Annotated in this window: 18 protein-coding genes; 11 read left to right on the top strand and 7 right to left on the bottom strand. The window is 63.4% G+C overall.

Annotated features, from left to right (window positions below; translation table 11 throughout):
• Positions 1-82 precede the first annotated feature (82 nt).
• The 3 genes from CGZ66_RS17640 (at position 83) to CGZ66_RS17625 (ending at position 2,204) form a co-directional block, all read left to right on the top strand.
• Complete coding sequence (locus CGZ66_RS17640) at positions 83-1,096, top strand: fumarylacetoacetate hydrolase family protein (RefSeq protein ID WP_095085883.1); 1,014 nt, start codon at positions 83-85, stop codon at positions 1,094-1,096.
• 275 nt (positions 1,097-1,371) lie between these two features.
• On the top strand, positions 1,372-1,665 hold the full coding sequence (locus CGZ66_RS17630; RefSeq protein WP_095085877.1) for a hypothetical protein: 294 nt from the start codon (positions 1,372-1,374) through the stop codon (positions 1,663-1,665).
• Positions 1,662-2,204 (top strand): DinB family protein, encoded by a 543-nt coding sequence (locus tag CGZ66_RS17625; protein ID WP_095085874.1) that lies wholly within the window; start codon positions 1,662-1,664, stop codon positions 2,202-2,204. Before CGZ66_RS17630 ends, CGZ66_RS17625 begins: the two co-directional genes overlap by 4 nt.
• Before the next feature lie 52 nt (positions 2,205-2,256).
• On the opposite strand, the gene hppD is transcribed toward CGZ66_RS17625, so the two are convergent.
• Positions 2,257-3,369, bottom strand: a complete 1,113-nt coding sequence (hppD, locus tag CGZ66_RS17620; protein ID WP_095085871.1) for a 4-hydroxyphenylpyruvate dioxygenase — start codon at positions 3,367-3,369, stop codon at positions 2,257-2,259.
• Between the two features lie 137 nt (positions 3,370-3,506).
• On the opposite strand from hppD, the gene CGZ66_RS17615 reads away from it, so the two are divergent.
• Positions 3,507-3,974: an Lrp/AsnC family transcriptional regulator gene (locus CGZ66_RS17615; protein ID WP_095085868.1), complete on the top strand. Its 468-nt coding sequence runs from the start codon at positions 3,507-3,509 to the stop codon at positions 3,972-3,974.
• Between the two features lie 13 nt (positions 3,975-3,987).
• Here the strand turns inward: CGZ66_RS17615 and CGZ66_RS17610 are convergent, their stop codons facing one another.
• The 4 genes from CGZ66_RS17610 to aztA all read right to left on the bottom strand — a co-directional run bounded on the left by CGZ66_RS17610 (position 3,988) and on the right by aztA (position 7,108).
• Positions 3,988-4,326, bottom strand: coding sequence for a protein tyrosine phosphatase family protein (locus tag CGZ66_RS17610; protein WP_095085865.1), 339 nt, complete (start codon positions 4,324-4,326; stop codon positions 3,988-3,990).
• A gap of 119 nt (positions 4,327-4,445) precedes the next feature.
• Entirely contained in the window at positions 4,446-5,387 is a 942-nt protein-coding gene (gene aztC / locus CGZ66_RS17605; RefSeq protein WP_095085862.1) for a zinc ABC transporter substrate-binding protein AztC, read from the bottom strand.
• Between the two features lie 27 nt (positions 5,388-5,414).
• Complete coding sequence (gene aztB, locus CGZ66_RS17600; RefSeq protein WP_095085859.1) at positions 5,415-6,290, bottom strand: zinc ABC transporter permease AztB; 876 nt, start codon at positions 6,288-6,290, stop codon at positions 5,415-5,417.
• Positions 6,290-7,108 carry a zinc ABC transporter ATP-binding protein AztA gene (gene aztA, locus CGZ66_RS17595; RefSeq protein WP_095085856.1) on the bottom strand — a complete coding sequence of 273 codons (819 nt, stop codon included), beginning with the start codon at positions 7,106-7,108 and terminating at the stop codon, positions 6,290-6,292. The genes aztB and aztA overlap by 1 nt, the downstream gene beginning before the upstream one ends.
• Before the next feature lie 238 nt (positions 7,109-7,346).
• Here aztA and CGZ66_RS17590 point away from each other — a divergent pair, with 238 nt between their 5' ends.
• Complete coding sequence (locus CGZ66_RS17590) at positions 7,347-7,691, top strand: RidA family protein (protein WP_095085854.1); 345 nt, start codon at positions 7,347-7,349, stop codon at positions 7,689-7,691.
• Between the two features lie 102 nt (positions 7,692-7,793).
• Here the strand turns inward: CGZ66_RS17590 and hutC are convergent, their stop codons facing one another.
• Positions 7,794-8,534 (bottom strand): histidine utilization transcriptional repressor HutC, encoded by a 741-nt coding sequence (gene hutC, locus CGZ66_RS17585; RefSeq protein WP_095085851.1) that lies wholly within the window; start codon positions 8,532-8,534, stop codon positions 7,794-7,796.
• Positions 8,531-9,883, bottom strand: a complete 1,353-nt coding sequence (locus CGZ66_RS17580) for a formimidoylglutamate deiminase (protein WP_095085848.1) — start codon at positions 9,881-9,883, stop codon at positions 8,531-8,533. The genes hutC and CGZ66_RS17580 overlap by 4 nt, the downstream gene beginning before the upstream one ends.
• Positions 9,884-9,981: 98 nt before the next feature.
• On the opposite strand from CGZ66_RS17580, the gene hutI reads away from it, so the two are divergent.
• Genes hutI through CGZ66_RS17550 form a run of 6 tightly spaced genes read left to right on the top strand, consistent with a single transcriptional unit; the run spans position 9,982 to position 16,234 of the window.
• Positions 9,982-11,217: an imidazolonepropionase gene (hutI, locus tag CGZ66_RS17575; protein WP_095086669.1), complete on the top strand. Its 1,236-nt coding sequence runs from the start codon at positions 9,982-9,984 to the stop codon at positions 11,215-11,217.
• On the top strand, positions 11,214-12,752 hold the full coding sequence (gene hutH, locus CGZ66_RS17570; protein WP_095085845.1) for a histidine ammonia-lyase: 1,539 nt from the start codon (positions 11,214-11,216) through the stop codon (positions 12,750-12,752). The genes hutI and hutH overlap by 4 nt, the downstream gene beginning before the upstream one ends.
• Before the next feature lie 2 nt (positions 12,753-12,754).
• Positions 12,755-13,567: an N-formylglutamate deformylase gene (gene hutG, locus CGZ66_RS17565; protein WP_095085842.1), complete on the top strand. Its 813-nt coding sequence runs from the start codon at positions 12,755-12,757 to the stop codon at positions 13,565-13,567.
• A gap of 23 nt (positions 13,568-13,590) precedes the next feature.
• Complete coding sequence (locus CGZ66_RS17560) at positions 13,591-13,965, top strand: hypothetical protein (RefSeq protein WP_095085839.1); 375 nt, start codon at positions 13,591-13,593, stop codon at positions 13,963-13,965.
• Positions 13,962-15,635, top strand: a complete 1,674-nt coding sequence (gene hutU / locus CGZ66_RS17555) for a urocanate hydratase (RefSeq protein WP_206073724.1) — start codon at positions 13,962-13,964, stop codon at positions 15,633-15,635. The genes CGZ66_RS17560 and hutU overlap by 4 nt, the downstream gene beginning before the upstream one ends.
• A gap of 11 nt (positions 15,636-15,646) precedes the next feature.
• A complete protein-coding gene (locus CGZ66_RS17550; RefSeq protein WP_095085833.1) occupies positions 15,647-16,234 on the top strand; it encodes a HutD/Ves family protein in 588 nt (195 codons plus the stop codon).
• The last annotated feature ends 249 nt before the right edge of the window (positions 16,235-16,483 follow it).

Raw genomic sequence — 16,483 nt, 5'->3', positions numbered from 1 at the left:
GTGGAAACCGCTTTTCGCTGGAGATAATGCGTAAAACAAAAATCCAAAGCGGCGCCAAGGCCGTAACAGGAGAGGAAACCGCATGAAGCTTGCCACACTGAAGGATGGGACGCGTGACGGAAAACTCGTCGTCGTCTCGCGCGACCTGACACGCTTCACCGACGCCTCGTTCCTGGTGCGCACCCTGCAGGCAGCGCTGGACGACTGGCGGCGCATCGCCCCGCACCTCGCGACAATAGCGGAATCGCTGGAGAACAACGCGGTGCCGTCGGAGCGCTTCCACGAGCATGACGCGCACTCACCGCTGCCGCGTGCCTATCAATGGGCCGATGGCGCGGCCTATGTGAACCATGTCGAACTGGTGCGGAAAGCGCGTGGCGTCGAGATGCCGGCGAGTTTCTGGACCGACCCGCTGATCTACCAGGGCGGCTCGGATTCCTTCATCGCGCCGCGTGATCCGATCCGCATGGCCGACGAGGCCTTCGGCATCGACATGGAAGGGGAAGTCGCTGTCATTGTCGACGACGTACCTATGGGCGCCAGCCTCGATGAGGCACGCGCCGCGATCCGGCTGGTGATGCTGGTCAACGACGTGACGCTGCGCGCGCTCACCGGGCCGGAGCTCGCCAAGGGTTTCGGCTTCTTCCAATCAAAGCCGTCCTCGGCGTTTTCACCTGCCGCGGTGACGCCCGATGAATTGGGCGACGCCTGGGATGGCGGCAAGGTCAGCCTGCCGCTGCTCGCCGACCTCAACGGCAAGCCGTTCGGCCGGGCCAATGCGGGCGTCGACATGACCTTCGATTTTCCGGCCCTGATCGTCCACGCCGCAAGGACGAGGCCGCTGGTATCGGGTACGATCATCGGTTCCGGCACCGTCTCCAACAAGCTCGACGGCGGGCCAGGCAAGCCTGTCTCGGCCGGCGGCGCCGGCTATTCCTGCATCGCCGAACTGCGCATGATCGAGACCATTGTATCAGGCGCGCCCAAAACGCCGTTCCTGCGCTTCGGCGACACGGTGCGCATCGAGATGAAGGACAGGACCGGTCATTCGATCTTCGGCGCCATCGAGCAGAAGGTCGAGAAATACGAGAGGTGAGGGACGCGGATGAGTAATTTGCCAACGTTCGGATTGGTCCTGATTCTTGGCGGGGTCGTTTCGTGGACTATCGGTGGGATGATCAGCTTCAGGACCGATTACGACGTTCACAACAGGGACATGCTCGGGCAGAGTGCACGACCTAACGAGCTATGGCGCGCGTTTTTCAGCAATCCGAAATCACGGTGGTGGTGCATGATTGGGCTTTCTCTGACTTTAATCGGGGTGGGATTGTTGATGTTTTCGGGCGAAAAGCTAAGCTTGTAGATAAGAGTATGACAGGCGAGATATTCTACCTTCTCAGTGGCGTCTGGGCGCTTGCCATATTGGCTGTCTTCATCCTGGCGATCCGGTTGAGCTACCGCATCGAGGCGCGCTCGCCGGACCTGACCAACCGCAGCGGCTTTCCGCGCAAGGCGATGATGTTCCACACCATCACCAACATGAAAGTCGCGCGGGACGCCGAAACGCAAGGCTTGCGGCGGCGCATGAACAGGCTGCTGCTGGTCGTTCTCGCCGGATTTGCGGTTATGTGGGCGGGTCTGTATCTGGTTCGGTCAGCCGGATGAACCTGCTGGACCATCTGCGCCGCATGGCCGGCAACAATCTCTGGTCGAACGATCGGCTGTACCGTGCTGTTCTGCAGCTCACGCCCGGCGAATTCGCAGCCGAACGCACCAGCTTCTTCCCGTCGATCGAGGCGACGCTCAACCACATCCTTGCGGTCGATCTTCTCTATCTTGATTTTCTCGAAGAGGGTGGCGTCGGTGCTGCCGCCCATGACGATTTTGTGCCAATCGACGAGCCGCAGGCGTTGTTTGCCGCACAGGTCGCCGCGGACCGTCGCCTGATCGCTTTTTGCGACCGGCTCTCGGCAGCCGATCTCGATCGTCAGGTCGTCACCGACCGGCGCAAGGACGGCATGATCCCCGAGCGCATCGGCGACATCCTCGCTCACGTCTTCCTGCATGACATCCACCATCGCGGCCAGGTGCACGCGATGCTTTCCGGCACGTCGGTCGCGCCGCCACAGCTCGATGAATTCCTGCTCGACTACGATATGAGGCTGAGGAAAGAAGAGGTCGAGCGGCTGGGCCTCAAGATCTGATTTGGCGCATGACCCGAAACCAGGGTCATGCGCTATCCGCTCGACCTGAAGCCTACTCTGCCGCCTGAACCTTGATCACGCCGCGCTTGATCTGGTCCTGCTCGATCGATTCGAACAGGGCGCGGAAATTACCCTCGCCAAAGCCTTCGTCGCCCTTGCGCTGGATGAACTCGAAGAAGATCGGCCCGATAACGGTTTTCGAAAAGATCTGCAGCAGGATCTTGGTCATGCCGCCGTCGACCACGCCTTCGCCGTCGATCAGGATGCCGTGCTTCTTCATGCGTTCGATCGGCTCGTCGTGGCCGTTCACGCGATCATAGGACATGTCGTAATAGGTTTCCGGCGGGCCGGGCATGAACTTCAGTCCGTTCTCGGCCAGCCGGTCGGTGGCGGCGTAGATCTCGTCGGTGCCCACCGCAATGTGCTGGATGCCTTCGCCATTGTACTTCTTCAGATACTCGGCGATCTGGCTGGTCTCGTCCTTGGATTCGTTGAGCGGGATGCGGATCTTGCCGCAAGGCGAGGTGATGGCGCGGCTGACCAGGCCGGTGATCTTGCCGTCGATATCGAAGAAATGGATCTGCTTGAAGCCGAACAAATTGCGGTAGAAATCCCACCATTTGTCCATCTGGCCGCGATAGACATTGTGGGTGAGGTGGTCGAGAAAATAGAAGCCGACGCCTTGCGGCCGAGGGTTGCGCGCGCCGAGCCACTCGAACTCGGCATCATAGGCCGAGCCCTTCTTGCCATAAGTGTCGATGAAATACAGCAGCGAGCCGCCAATGCCGACGATGGCCGGCACGTCGAGCGCCTTGTCGTCGCCTTCGTAAGGCGTGGCGCCCTTGGCAACGGCGTGGTCGAAAGCGTGCTTGGCATCGACCACCCGCCAGGCCATCGATGCAGCACAAGGGCCGTGCTTGTCGGCGAACTTCATCGCATGCGAGCCCGGTTCGGCATTGACGACATAGTTGATGTCGCCCTGGCGCCAGACGGTGATGTCTTTCGTGCGGTGCTTGGCCACTGCGACATAGCCCATGCGGGTGAACAGTTCGGCGAGCTTTTCCGGCTCCGGATGCGCGAACTCGACAAACTCGAACCCATCCGTGCCGGCGGGGTTGTCCTTGCTGATCTTGGCGGGCGGGGCGTCGTGCGGGAAGGGGCCCATGATAGTTCTCCGGATATGGCTTGGCCTGAAACGGCCACCTGACGTCATCATAGCGCGGAGCCGGCGCATGGTGCTTGCATTCAAACGCTTGAAATGATCAGTTCATGCGTAAAGCGTGCACGAAAGGGCAGAACTCCATGGATGAGACGCGCATTGATCAATTTGACCGCAAGATAATGGCGCTCTTGCAGGGCGATGCGGGGCTGACCAACAACGATTTGTCGGAGCGGGTGAACCTGTCGGCGTCACAATGCTCGCGCCGCCGCCAGCGGCTGGAGGAGGACGGCTATATCAAGGGCTATCACGCCGTGCTCGACCGCGACAAACTCGGCTTTTCCCTGGTCAACGTCATCTCGGTGACGTTAGCCACCCACAACCGCGACAATGCCAGGCGCTTTGGCGAACTGGTCGCGCGGTTGCCCGAGGTGCAGGAAGCGCACGCACTGACGGGCGAGATGGACTACATCCTGAAAGTGGTGACGCCCGACCTGAAGTCGCTATCGGAATTCGTCAACGGTGTGCTGCTGCCGCACGAATCCGTCCAGCATGTGAAGACGGCGATCGTGCTCGAGACGCTGAAGGAAACCGGCGCGCTGCCGATTTGAACCTTGGGTCGATTTAACCCTTCGACTGCTGGATCAACCCATACAGATTTGTGCAGCGCGCACCCGAGCGGCAATAGGCGAACACCGGGCCATCGAGTTCGTCAAGCGCTTCGGCCTGGTCCTCGACATTTTCGGCCGTGATCTGGCCGCTGATGACGGGGATGTAGCGGAAGGCCATGCCGGCGGCCTCGACCGCCGCTTTGAGCGTGTCAGCCGAAGGCTGGCCGGGCTGCTCGTCATCGGGCCGGTTGCAGATGACGCTCTTGAAGCCGGCTTCCTTGATAGCGGTGACGTCTTCGGGCTGAATCTGGCCCGAGACCGAATAGTCGTCGCTGATTTCGCGATATTCCATGGCAGTATCCTCGCAATCTGATTTGGCGAGAAGTCTTGCCACTCTCCAGCGGAACCGGCAACACCCATCAGGTAGAATCCGGCCAGGCTTGTCTCGACCCGGCCGGATGGAATGCCGCGTCAGCTGCCGAGGATGGCGCCTTTGATCTGACGGATGTTGTTGTGCATCATGTCGATATAGGTCGAGGCCGGGCCGTCGGGCTGCGACAGCGCATCCGAATAGAGCGTGCCGCCGACCTTGATGCCGGTCTCGCTGGCGATCTGCTCGATCAGGCGCGGGTTGGTGATGTTCTCGACGAAGATCGCCGCCGCCTTGTCCTGCTTCACCTGGTCGACCAGCCTGGCGACATCGGCGGCGGACGGTTCGGAGTCGGTCGAGATGCCTTGCGGGGCGAGGAAGGTCAGGCCGTATTCGTGCTCGAAATAGCCGAAGGCGTCATGCGAGGTGATGACGACGCGCTTCGCTTCGGGGATCGAGGCGATCGCGGCCTTCACTTCGCCTTCTACCGCGTCGAGCTTCTTTGTGTAGGCGGCGGCATTGGTCTGGTAGCTGACGCAGCCGTCGGAGTCGGCGGCGCAGAAGGCTTCGGCGATGTTCGTCACGTAGATCTTGGCATTGGCGATTGACTGGAAGGCGTGCGGATCGGTGACCGTCTTGCCGCTGCCGGTGCCGGCACCTTCGGCGGCGTCGGCGTCGGCGAATTCAGGCTTGAAATCGATCGGCGTCACGCCCTTGGTCAAGGTGACGATCGACGCCTTGGTGGCGCTGGCATCGACCAGCCGCTGCAGAAAACCCTCGAAATGCAGGCCATTGACCAGCACGATGTCGGCCTTGGCCATCGCCACCGCGTCAGCCGGGCTCGGCTCGTAGACATGGGCATCGCCGTCCGGTCCGACGATGGTGGTGACATCGATGCGGTCGCCACCGACATTTTTGGCAAAATCGGCAATGACGGTGAAGCTGGCGACCACTTTCAGCGGTGCTGCGAAAGCCGGCGAGGCGCCAATGGCAGTTAATGTTATAACGCTCATCGCCAGGGCGGCGCGGATCGATTTCAGCATGGACAGGTCTCCTTTTGGGGCGGGGGATCAGGCCGTTCTGTGACGGTGATGGACGATGCGGGCGCGCAGGATGCCGCGCGTGCCGAACAGGATCGAGGCGAAATAGACCACGCCGGCCGACAGGATGATGGCCGGGCCGGACGGCAGCGACGCGTGATAGGACAGAAGCAGCCCGGCGATGCAGGAGGCAAAGCCGATCAGCACCGCCAGCACGCACATCGGCTCGACGCGCACGGTCCAGAAACGGGCGGCTGCCGCCGGCAGCATCATCAGTCCGACCGATAGAAGCGTACCGAGCGCCTGGAAGCCGCCGACAAGGTTGAGCACGACGAGGCCAAGGAAGATGAAATGCACCGGGCTGCCGAGCCGGCTGACCGAGCGCAGGAACAGCGGATCGAGGCATTCGGCGACCAGCGCCCGCCAGAAGATGGCGAGGCTGACCAGCGTCACCGCCACAATGCCGCCGATCAGCGTCAGCGCTTCGTTGTTGAGCGCCAGCACGGTGCCGAACAGCACATGCATGAGATCGACGCTGGAGCCGCGGATCGACACCATCAAGACGCCGATGGCGAGCGAAATCAGATAGAAGGCTGCCATCGAGGCGTCTTCGCGCTGGATGGTGAAGCGCGAGACGGCGCCAGCGCCGAGCGCCACGATGACGCCGGCGATCAGCCCGCCAATGGTCATCGGCAGGATTTCCAGGCCGTAGAGCAGAAAGCCGGCGGCGGCACCCGGCAAGATGGCATGCGCCATGGCGTCGCCGGACAGGCTCATGCGCCGCAGCATCAGGAACACGCCAACCGGGCAGGCGCCGAGCGACAGCATCAGCGAACCGATCAGCGCCCGCTGCATGAAGCCGAAATCGGCGAAGGGCGCGATGAAGAGACCGTAAAGCGTGTCCATCAGGCAGCCCTCGGTCCGGCGCCGTGGTGATGGTCATGCCCGTGAGCGTGGCCATGATGGTCGTGATCGTGGTCATGAGCATGCCCGTCCGGCTCGCACCAGGGCGCATTCTCTTCCCAGGCTTCGTGGAAGCGGCGGGCGCGCAACAGGTTCTCCGGCTTCAGCGTTTCCCTGGTCTCGCCCCAGGCAATCGGCTGGCGGGCCAGCAGCAGCGTTTCGGGGAAATTCTGGCGCACCAGGTCCAGATCGTGGACGACGACCAGGATGGTACGCTCTTCGCCATGCCAATGCTTGATCAGCGCGATCAGGTCGCCGACCGTCTTGGCGTCGACCGCGTTGAACGGCTCGTCGAGCAGGATGAGGTCCGCGTCCTGCAGCAGCACTCGCGCAAACAACGTGCGTTGCAACTGGCCGCCTGACAGCGTGTCGATCGGCCGCTTTTCGAAGCCGCCGAGACCGACGGCCATCAGCGCCTGGCTGACGGAATCGCGATCTTCCCTGGTGTGACGACCGAGCAGGCCCCGCCGTGGCCACAGGCCGAGCGAGACCAGGTCAACCACCCGCGCCGGGAAGGAGCGGTCGAGTTCCGACTGCTGCGGCAGGTAGGCGGCACGCACGCCAGGCGCGCGGATGACCTCGCCGGCCATCGGTTTCAGGACGCCGACAATGCCTTTCATCAACGTCGATTTGCCGGAGCCGTTGGCGCCGACCACGGCAGTCAGCGAGCCTTTGCGAATCTTACCGTCAAGATGATGGATCGCCGGGTGGCTGCCGTAGCCAAGCGTCAGGTCGCGGAAGGTCAGGCAGGTATTTGTCATTCTGCGATCCGTGAGGGCAGCGAAATGCGGCTGCTGGTAGCGGCCGATTGGATATGTGATGTTATTACATTAGTCAACAAGCCAGTCTGGCGGAATTGCGACTGCCGGGTCAACTTGCCGTGTGTGGACATCACACGCCCTTGGCCCAAAGGGATTTGCCAAGGGATTTGACTGGGCGACCTTGCCCGAAGCCGGCCGCAACTTTAAAGAAGCGCGACCACAAAGGAAGGAACCTCCCATGAGCATTCGTCGCATCGATGTTGGCCCGCGCATGAGCCCGATCGTCATCCACGGCAATACCGTCTATCTGGCCGGCCAGGTTGGTCAGCCGGGCGGCAACGTCGCGTCGCAGACCAGGGATGTCCTGGCGACCATCGACGGACTGCTGGCCAAGGCCGGCTCGGACAAGACCAAGATCCTGCAGGCGATCATCTGGCTGGCCGACATGAGCACCTTTGCCGAAATGAACGCGGAATGGGACAAGTGGGTGCCGCAAGGCAACACGCCGGCCCGCGCCACCGGCGAAGCAAAGCTTGCCGGACCGGAATATCTGGTCGAGATCATTATTACGGCGGCGGTTTGACTTCTACACCCCCGTGGGGAGGTCGAACGAAGGTCCGGGTAGGGGTCGGCGCCCCACCCCACTGCTTCGCAGCGACCCTCCCCACAAGGGGGAGGGTAAAAATTACCCCTGCGACGGCCTGAATCGCGCCACCAGCGTGTGGCTGTCGGCGGGGTAGGTGAAGCGCACATAAGTGACCGGGTGTTCGGCACTCCAGGTCCGCCGCTCGACCACCAGGCAGGGCGCGCCGGCCGCAATGTCGAGTGCCGCTGCAACCTGCTTGTCGGCGCCGACCGCACGGATGCGGTGCTCGGCTTCGCTCCACGGCACGCGGCCGATCAGCCACGGGCTGGGTGCGATGGCCAGGAATTCCTCGTCTGATGCTTCCGGCACGGCGGTCAGGTTGATCAGCCGCTGCTCGTGCGCGAACGGCCGCTTGCCGGCGAAATGCCGGCATTCCAATGCCAGCACCGGCCCGGCGGCACCAAGCTCCAGCAAGGCGCGATCCTCGGCGTCACTGCGCCTTTTGTGGCGCGCCACGCGCTCGTAGCGATAAAGCAGGCCGAGTGCTTCGACCTCGACCCGAATGTCATGGATCTCCAGCACCGCAGCTTGCGACTGCGGTTGGCGGACAAAGCTGCCTGAGCGGCGGCGCCGCTCGATCAGCCCCGCCTTGGCAAGCTGCGACAGCGCCTTGTTCACTGTCATGCGCGAGCAATTGTATTGCGCGCTCAGTTCGTGCTCGAACGGGATGCGATGGCCGGGCGCCCAGGCGCCGGACAGGATCTTTTCGCTGATGTCCGACAGGATGCGCTGGTGCAGCGAGAGGCCGCCTTCCGCATCGGCTGTCTCGATCATGCTCATGCCGAAAGCGCCGTCATCACGCTGCGAAACCGCTCGGCGATGGCCTCGCGCCTCGCATGACGGCCGCCGCTGACTTGTCTATTGCCATGCACCCAGACGCAGTCGACCTTGCTGCCATTGGCGAAGATCCAGGCGTCGAGGATCGCGTCACCGGTCTTGCCGGCCAGCGAGGGGTGATTGCCGTCGAGCGAGACGAGATCGGCGGATGCACCGGCGGCGATTTGCGAAGCGCCGGCCCCAAGGGCAGCGCTGCCGCCGTCGAGCGCGGCCTCGAACAGCGCGCGTCCGGTCGAGCCGCCGGCCACCGCCAGCACATTGCGGGCGCGGTGCGCAAGGCGCTGCGAATATTCGAGCTGCCGCAACTCGTCGGGCAGGCCGATCAGCACATTGGAATCGGAGCCGACGCCGAAGCGGCCGCCATGCTCCCCGAACAGCGGCGCTGCAAAAGTGCCATCGCCAAGATTGGCCTCGGTGATCGGACAAAGGCCGGCGATCGCGCCGCTCCTGGCCATCGCGACCGTCTCGGCATCGGTCATGTGCGTGGCGTGGATGAGACACCAGCGTTGGTCCACCTTCGCGTTGGCCAGCAGGAATTCGACTGGTCGCGCGCCCGACCAGGCAAGGCAGTCCTCGACTTCCTTCACCTGCTCGGCGACGTGGATATGGATCGGCCCATCCGGCGCCATGGCGGCCACCTCAGTTAATTCCTCGACTGTCGCGGCGCGCAGACTGTGCGGAGCGACGCCGACAACAGCTTGATTCAAAGTGCGAACGCATTCCCGGCTTTTCTCAACAAGCCTGGAGAAGCGGTTCACATCGTTGATGAAACGCCGTTGGCCTTCGTTTGGCGCGGCCCCGCCGAAAGAAGAGTGCGCGTAGAACACCGGCAGCAGTGTCAGGCCGATGCCCGTTTCGCCTGCCGCCGCCGCGATGCGCTCGGCCATCTCGGCAGGGTTGGCATAGGGTTTTCCATCGCGGTCGTGATGCAGATAGTGAAATTCGCCGACGCGTGAAAAGCCGGCCTCAAGCATCTCGACATAAAGCTGAGCGGCTACCGCCTCGACCTGGTCGGGCGTCATCGACAGCGCGAAGCGATACATCACCTCGCGCCAGCTCCAGAAACTGTCGGCGGAAGGCCCGCGAAGCTCGGCCAATCCGGCCATGCCGCGCTGGAAAGCATGGCTGTGCAAATTGGGCATGCCGGGCAGCAGGATCGCATGGCGTTCGTCGCCGGCCACGGCGGTCGCACCCGGCTCGACAGTTGTTATGCATCCCTTGGCCAAGGTGATCCGCACATTGCTGTGCCAGCCATTGGGAAGAAGCGCCTGTTCCGCGAAGATGTCAGTCACTTTTCTCTCCGGTTCCCTGTCTCATATGCGATGATGGCACTTGCAGTGCGTTTCAATATGTATATACATAATCGCCACCGATTGAAACGGAAAAGATGATGGCTGCAGAGAGCAAAAGCCGGGCAGGGGGTCTTCGTCTATGGCGCAATGCGCGCCTGGCGACCATGGCCGAGGGAGCCGCCGGACTTGGCGTCGTCGAACACGGCGCGGTCGCGGTTCGTGATGGCCGCATTGTTTATGCCGGCCCTGAATCGGGGATGCCCGCAGCGCTTGCCCAAAATGCCGAGACGATCGATTGCGAGCAGCGCTGGATCACGCCCGGCCTGATCGACTGCCATACCCATCTGGTCCATGCCGGCAATCGCGCCAATGAATTCGAGATGCGGCTGGCCGGCGCCACCTATGAAGAGGTCGCCAGGGCCGGCGGCGGCATTGTCTCCTCGGTCAAATCATTGCGTGCCGCCAGCGAGAGCGATCTGGTCGCGCAGTCGCTGCCGCGCCTCGATGCGCTGATCGCCGAGGGCGTGACGACGGTAGAAGTAAAGTCGGGCTATGGGCTCGATCTGGAAAACGAAAAGAAGTCGCTGCGCGCCGCACGGCGGCTGGGCGGTGAGCGGCCGGTGACGATCCGCACGACCTTCCTCGGCGCCCATGCGTTGCCGCCGGAAGCCAAAGGCGACAAGGACGCCTTTATCGATCTGGTCGCAAGAGAAATTCTCCCGGCGGTCGCCGCCGAGGGGCTGGCCGATGCCGTCGACGGGTTTTGCGAAGGCATTGCCTTTTCTCCGGAGCAGACGGCGCTCGTGTTCGATGCCGCCAAGGCGGCAGGCTTGCCAGTCAAGCTCCACGCAGACCAGCTCTCCAACCTGCATGGCGCCGAACTTGCCGCCCGCTATGATGCGCTGTCGGCCGATCATCTCGAATACACCGACGAGGCAGGCGCCGTGGCCATGGCGAAGGCGGGAACCGTGGCGACGATCCTGCCCGGTGCCTACTATTTCATTCGCGAGACCAAGAAGCCGCCGGTCAGCCTGTTCCGCCAGCACGGCGTCAGAATGGCGGTCGCCACCGACAACAATCCCGGCACCTCGCCGCTGACCTCGCTGCTTTTGACTATGAACATGGCGGCGACCCTGTTCGGCCTGACGGTCGACGAATGCCTGGCCGGCGTAACCCGCGAGGCCGCCCGTGCGCTCGGCCTGCTGGGAGAGACCGGCACGCTCGAAGCCGGCAAATCCGCCGATCTTGCGATCTGGAACATCGAGCGCCCCGCTGAACTCGTCTACCGCATGGGCTTCAACCCGCTGCACGCCCGCATCTGGAGAGGACAATGACCGAACTGACCCTGAAGCCCGGCAATGCGACGCTGGCCGACTGGCGCGCCATCTACCGTGGCGCCGTGCCCAAGCTTGACGATGCCTGCAAGCCAAAAATCAAGGCGAGCGCCGAGGCGGTCGCCAGGATCGTCGCCAAGGGCGAGCCGGTCTATGGCATCAACACCGGCTTCGGCAAACTGGCCAGCGTCCGCATCCCCGCCACGGATCTCGAGACCTTGCAGCGCAACATCGTGCTGTCGCATGCTGCCGGCGTCGGCGAGCCGATGCCGGTCGCTGTTTGCCGGCTGATGATGGCCCTGAAGCTGGCCAGCCTGGCGCAGGGCGCCTCCGGCGTGCGGCCGCAGACCATCGAGTTGCTTGAAGCGATGCTGGCCAACGACGTCATCCCGGTGGTGCCGGCGCAAGGCTCCGTCGGCGCCTCCGGCGACCTTGCCCCGCTGTCGCACATGACGGCGGTGATGATCGGCGTCGGCGAATGCTTTACCCCGCATGGCCGTTTCCCGGCCAAGGTCGCCTTCGTCTCGCACGGGCTGGAGCCAGTGACATTGGGCGCCAAGGAAGGCCTGGCACTACTCAACGGCACGCAATTCTCGACGGCCTATGCGCTGGCTGCATTGTTCGAGGCCGAAGTGCTCTACCAGTCGGCGCTGGTCGCCGGCGCCTTGTCGACCGATGCGGCAAAGGGCTCCGATGCGCCCTTCGATCCGCGCATCCATCAACTGAGAAAGCATCGCGGCCAGATCGAGACGGCGGATGCGCTGCGCAATCTGATGGCCGGCAGCGCCATCCGTGAATCACACCGCGTGGGCGACGAGCGCGTGCAGGATCCCTATTGCCTGCGCTGCCAGCCGCAGGTGATGGGTGCGGCACTCACCGTCCTGCGTCAGGCGGCGGACACGCTGGGCACCGAGGCCAATGGCGTCACCGACAATCCGCTGATTTTCGCCGAGGACGATACCGCACTTTCCGGCGGCAATTTTCATGCTGAGCCGGTGGCCTTTGCCGCCGACATGATCGCGCTCGCCGTCTGCGAGATCGGCTCGCTGTCGGAGCGGCGTATCGCCATGCTGGTCGACCCCGCGCTGTCCGGCATGCCGGCCTTCCTGACGCCCAAGCCCGGCTTGAATTCCGGTTTCATGATCCCGCAGGTGACGGCGGCGGCGCTCGTTTCCGAGAACAAGCAGAAAGCCTATCCGGCCAGCGTCGATTCCATCCCGACCTCGGCCAACCAGGAAGACCACGTTTCGATGGCAGCGCATGGCGCGCGCCGGCTGATCGGCATGGTCGAGAATGCGACGGCGGTGATCGGCATCGAATTGCTGGCCGCGGCGCAAGGCTGCGATTTCCATGCGCCACTGGCATCGAGCAATGCCCTGGAAGCGGTGCGCAAGCTGGTCCGGGCCGAGGTGCCGCATCTCGACAATGACCGCCACTTCCATCCGGACATGGAAAAAGCCATCGCCATGGTGCGCAATGGTGCGACCGTCAAGGCAGCCGGCGCGGTAACCCTGCCTTCGATCTCGGGAGCCTGAACATGACCGACTGGCTGACAGTGACGGAAGGCACGGCACCTCTGGTGGTGTCGATCCCGCATACCGGCATCGATCTCGCCGGCATCGACAACCGGCTGGTCTCACCCTGGCTCGGTCGCCGCGACTGCGACTGGTGGATCGACCAGCTCTACGATTTCGCCGCCGGCCTTGGCGCGACGGTCGTGCATACGTCGATCTCGCGCACCGTCATCGACGTCAACCGCGATCCCTCCGGCGCTTCGCTCTATCCCGGGCAGACGACGACAACGCTTTGCCCGACAGAAACTTTCGACGGCGATCCTCTTTACCTGCCCGGCGAGGAACCGACGCCGGCGGAAATCAGCCAGCGCTATCAGTCATATTTCGCGCCCTACCATGAAATGCTCGGGTTTCAGGCGACCAGGCTGCGCAGCCTGCATCAGAAGGTCGTCATCTATGATTGCCACTCGATCCGCTCGGTTCTGCCGCGCCTGTTCTATGGCACGCTGCCGGTGTTCAATCTCGGCACCAATGACGGCCAGACCGCCGATCCGGTGCTGCAGGGCCTGGTCGGCCAGATCATGGCCGAAAGCGGCGACAGCTACGTCATCAACGGCCGTTTCAAGGGTGGCTGGATCACGCGCTACTTCGGCAATCCGCAAGGCGGCTTCCATGCCCTGCAGATGGAACTTGCCGATCGCGGCTACTTGCATGAGCCCGAGGGCAAGGGTGAACCGGACAATTGGCCGGTGCCCTATGATGCCGCGTTCGCCGCACCCATGGCTGCGAAGCTGAAGAAGATTCTCGAGACCGCGATCACCTGGGCGCAGAGCTGACATCGAAACATCGGGAGGATGTCATGAACCGCCATGCCAGGATCGGCTTTCTCGCCATTCTGTTCGCAGCGACGCTGGTTTTCGGCGCGTCAGCCGATGAGGTGAAGATGAAGGGCGCCAATATCCTCGCCACCTTGAAAGGCGCGCATGTCGAAGGGCCGGACTGGACACAGAGCTTCGACGACGGCGGAGCCACCATCTACACAAAAGGCGGCACCCAGTCTCCCGGGCGTTGGGATGTTCGTGGCGACCAGTACTGCTCGCTATGGCCGCCTTCGGATGTCTGGGCCTGCTACGCCATGACCATCGATACTTCCGACCCTGCCCATGAGCAGGTCACCTGGATCAGTGCTGACGGCCACCGCAACGCCGCGCACCTCATTCGAAAGGGACAATGATGAACAATCCTCGCCACAACATCCGCGAAGTCCGCAGCCCGCGCGGCACGGAAATCAGCGCCCGCTCCTGGTTGACGGAGGCGCCGCTGCGCATGCTGATGAACAATCTCGACCCGGACGTCGCCGAAAACCCCAACGAGCTGGTTGTCTATGGCGGCATCGGCCGGGCGGCGCGCACCTGGAACGACTTTGACCGCATCGTCGCCTCGTTGAGGACGTTGGCCGATGACGAGACCTTGCTTGTGCAGTCGGGCAAGCCGGTCGGCGTCTTCCGCACCCATCCAGACGCGCCGCGCGTGCTGATCGCCAACTCCAACCTGGTGCCCCACTGGGCGACATGGGAAAAGTTCAATGAGCTCGATAAGAAGGGCCTGATGATGTACGGCCAGATGACGGCCGGCTCGTGGATCTACATCGGCACGCAAGGCATCGTGCAGGGCACCTACGAGACCTTCGTCGAGGCCGGCCGCCAGCACTATGGCGGCGATCTCAAGGGCAAGTGGATCCTGACCGGCGGCCTCGGCGGCATGGGCGGCGCCCAGCCGCTCGCCGCAGTCATGGCCGGCGCCTGCTGCCTGGCCATCGAATGCAACCCGGATTCGATCGATTTCCGCCTGCGCACCCGCTATGTCGACGAGAAGGCCGAGACGCTCGACGAGGCGATGGCGATGATCGAGTGCTGGACCAAGGCAGGCGAGGCGAAGTCGGTGGGCCTGCTCGGCAATACGGCCGAGATCGTTCCGGAAATGTTCAGGCGCGGCATTCGCCCCGATATGGTCACCGACCAGACCTCGGCCCACGACCCCATCAACGGCTATCTGCCCAAGGGCTGGACGATGGCTGAGTGGCGTGAGAAGCGCGTCAGCGACCCGAAGGCAGTTGAAAAAGCCGCCCGCGCCTCGATGCGCGAACATGTCGAGGCGATGGTGGCGTTCTGGAACGCCGGCGTGCCGACGCTCGACTACGGCAACAACATCCGCCAGGTGGCCAAGGAGGAGGGGTTCGAGAACGCCTTCGCCTTCCCCGGCTTCGTGCCGGCCTATATCCGACCGCTGTTTTGCCGCGGCATCGGCCCGTTCCGCTGGGCGGCCCTGTCGGGCGATCCCGAGGATATCTACAAGACCGACGCAAAGGTTCGCGAACTGACGCCCGGCAATACCCATCTGCACAACTGGCTCGACATGGCGCGCGAGCGCATCGCCTTCCAGGGCCTGCCGGCGCGCATCTGCTGGGTTGGTCTTGGCGACCGGCACAGGCTCGGGCTCGCCTTCAACGAGATGGTGGCCAAGGGCGAGCTCAAGGCGCCTGTCGTCATCGGCCGCGACCATCTCGATTCCGGCTCGGTCGCCTCGCCGAACCGCGAGACGGAATCGATGAAGGACGGTTCGGACGCGGTGTCCGACTGGCCGCTGCTCAACGCGCTGCTCAACACCGCATCGGGCGCCACCTGGGTGTCGCTGCACCATGGCGGCGGTGTCGGCATGGGCTTCTCACAGCACGCCGGCATGGTCATCGTCGCCGACGGTACGCGTGAAGCGGCCAGGCGCCTGGAGCGGGTGTTGTGGAACGACCCGGCGACCGGCGTCATGCGCCACGCCGATGCCGGCTACGACATCGCCGTCGAATGCGCGAGGGAGCACCAGCTCAACCTGCCCGGCATTCTCGGGTGATGGACTGACTGATGCGCGTCCTGCGGGCAGCCGGGTACAAGTCCATGCCGTGGAAGAACGGCGGCGGGGTGACGACCGAGGTCGCCGTCTCGCCTGCCGACGCCGGGCTCGATGACTTCGACTGGCGCGTGTCGATGGCGCGCGTCGAAGGCAGCGGTCCGTTCTCGCAATTTGCCGGTATCGATCGCACGCTTGCAGTGCTCGAAGGCGAGGGCATCGTGCTGGATATTGCTGGCCGCCCGCCGATATCAGTCACCAGGGCGACCGCCCCACTTTCCTTCCCGGCTGACGTGGCGACCGCGGCCGCGCTGATCGGCGGGCCGATCACCGATCTCAATGTCATGACCCGCCGCAGCGGGATGACGCATTCGGTCGAACGCCTTACGCTTTCGAACCCTGTGGAAATCAGGAACGGGACCGGGACGACCCTCGTCCTGTGTCTGAACGGCGAAGTCATCGTCCCCGGCACCGAGCCGGTCCACCTCGGACCGCTCGACACGCTGCTGCCCGGCCCGGACACCGCCAGCCTCTTTATCCAGCCCGTCCAGGAGACGACACTGTTCGTGATCCGGATCGGCGGCATCTCCGGCAACGATTAACGCTTGTTTCCAAACATGATCGCGATGCCGGCGAAATATAGCGTAAGCTATCGGCGGCATCACGAAAAAGCCTGAATCCTCCCCGTCGATCGAGCTTGACGGGAGAAGGGGCGCTCGTCTTGGAATTTTTGCTGAGAGATAACGCCCTGTCGTGGTGCGGAAACAAACTTTCAGCAAGTGGGATTATGCAACCAATTGCATTTGAATCGGTTTTAGGGCCATTGCCGTGGCGGTGACGCCGCTCAGTGT

Origin of the sequence: Mesorhizobium sophorae, assembly GCF_002270415.1 — a bacterium.
Taxonomy (GTDB): domain Bacteria; phylum Pseudomonadota; class Alphaproteobacteria; order Rhizobiales; family Rhizobiaceae; genus Mesorhizobium; species Mesorhizobium sophorae.
Note: the sequence above shows the minus strand (reverse complement) of the source record. Positions and strands in the feature narration are given on the sequence as shown.